The sequence below is a fragment of the Bacillus sp. P4_D3 genome, assembly GCF_056401855.1.
The window spans coordinates 1-2,273 of sequence record NZ_JBFUIN010000511.1 but is presented as its reverse complement, the minus strand read 5'-3'; the positions used below and the strand labels follow the sequence as shown (position 1 = coordinate 2,273).

The window sequence follows — 2,273 nt, the reverse complement described above, 5'->3', positions numbered from 1 at the left end:
AATCAACGTTGATGAATGTACTGTTCGGTTTGTATCAACCAGAACAGGGCGAAATTAAAATTAAAGGAAACCCTGTAAAAATTACAAATCCGAATATAGCAAATGACCTTGGAATTGGGATGGTCCATCAGCACTTTATGCTTGTTCATAATTTTACAGTTACAGAGAATATCATTCTTGGAAATGAGCCGAAGAGAAAAGGGAAAATAGCTGTTGAAGAGGCTGCAAAAGAAATTAAACAATTATCTGAACAGTACGGTTTAGCTGTTGATCCAAATGCAAAGATTGAAGATATTTCGGTTGGGATGCAGCAAAGGGTTGAAATATTAAAGACGCTTTATCGTGGTGCGGAGATTTTAATATTCGATGAACCGACTGCAGTGTTAACTCCTCAAGAAATTCATGAGTTGATTCAAATTATGAAAAAGCTTGTGCAAGAAGGAAAATCTATCATTCTTATTACACATAAATTAAAAGAAATTATGGAAGTTTGCGATCGTTGCACAATTATTCGTAAAGGTAAAGGAATTGGTACAGTTGACGTTGCGAAAATGGATGAACATAAACTTGCAGAATTAATGGTCGGACGTCAAGTGAATTTTAAAACAGAAAAAATAGGGGCCAAACCGAAAGAGGAGGTTCTGTCTGTTGCGAATCTTGTCGTTCATGATGCACGCCAATTACCTGCTGTAAAAGGCCTTGACTTAACTGTTCGTGCAGGAGAAATCGTTGGTATTGCAGGGATTGATGGAAATGGACAAAGTGAATTAATAGAGGCAATTACTGGTTTACGAAAAGTTGAGTCAGGTTCTATTGCAATTAAAGGAAAAGAAATAACGAATTGGCCTGTTCGAAGAATTACAGAGGAAGGAATTGGTCATATTCCAGAAGACCGTCATAAACACGGGCTTGTGCTTGATTTTTCTGTTAGAGATAATATAGTTTTGCAAACGTACTATAAAAACCCATTCTCAAAGAAAGGGATTTTAAACTTTAGTAAAATCACACAAAAAGCAAAAGAGCTTATTGAACAGTTTGATGTACGTACACCTAGTGAACAAACCTTAACTCGCGCACTATCTGGTGGAAACCAGCAAAAGGCAATTATCGCACGTGAAGTGGATCGTAATCCGGATTTATTAATTGCGGCACAGCCAACACGTGGTTTAGATGTAGGTGCGATTGAATTTATTCATAAAAAATTAATCGAGCAGAGAGATAATGGGAAAGCAGTATTACTTCTATCGCTAGAACTGGATGAAATTTTGAATGTAAGTGATCGAGTTGCTGTTATATATGAAGGGAAAATTGTAGCAATTGTCGATGCGAAAGAAACAAATGAACAACAGCTTGGTTTGTTGATGGCTGGCGGAACGGAGAAAGAGAAGGTGAATACAAATGGCTAAAAAATTTTTAACGGAGCGAACAATTAACATTTTAGTTCCTGTATTATCCGTTATTTTTGGTTTACTTGTTGGTGCCATTGTAATGTTAGTTAGTGGATATGATCCAATTGTTGGGTATGCAGCGCTTTGGGAAGGAATGGTTGGAAATCCGCAAGCAATTGGTGAGACATTACGTACGATGATTCCGCTTGTGTTAGCAGGACTTTCTGTGGCATTTGCATTCCGTACAGGTCTTTTTAACATCGGAGTAGAGGGGCAATTATTAGTTGGTTGGCTTGCTGCTGTTTGGTTTGGATATGCAGTATCATTACCGGCAATTTTACATATTCCGTTGTCAATTTTAGTAGCGGCGATAGCTGGTGGTTTGTGGGGATTTATCCCGGGATATTTGAAAGGGAAATTTAAAGTAAATGAAGTAATCGTAACAATCATGATGAATTATATTGCACTTTATGTGACGTATGATTTAATTAAGCGCTTTTTACATGAGGCGAATGAGAAATCGTATGACATAAAATCTAGTGCTTCTTTATCTTCTGAATGGTTATCTTCTTTAACGGATGGTTCTCGTTTACACTGGGGAATTATCGTAGCGATTTTAATTGCGATTATTATGTGGTTCTTATTGGATAGAACGACATTGGGATACGAATTGAAATCTGTTGGATTTAATCAACATGCTTCTCAGTATGCGGGGATGAAAGTTTCTCGAAATGTTGTGCTATCTATGACGATTGCGGGTGCGTTTGCAGGGATTGGTGGTGCTATGGAAGGGCTTGGTACATTCCAAAACATGACAGCGATGTCTTCGTTTACAGGTATTGGATTTGATGGGATTGCGGTAGCTCTTCTTGGAGGGAATAATCC

The 2,273-nt window shown here is 37.8% G+C and carries 2 protein-coding genes; both read left to right on the top strand.

What is annotated here, in order from left to right:
• Window positions 1-1,406 (top strand): ABC transporter ATP-binding protein (locus AC1DTM_RS23405; protein WP_477001006.1); only part of this gene is annotated, 1,406 nt, incomplete at its 5' end.
• Window positions 1,399-2,273, top strand: an 875-nt coding sequence (locus tag AC1DTM_RS23400) for an ABC transporter permease (protein WP_477001005.1), incomplete at its 3' end; no start/stop codon positions are given. The genes AC1DTM_RS23405 and AC1DTM_RS23400, both read left to right, overlap by 8 nt.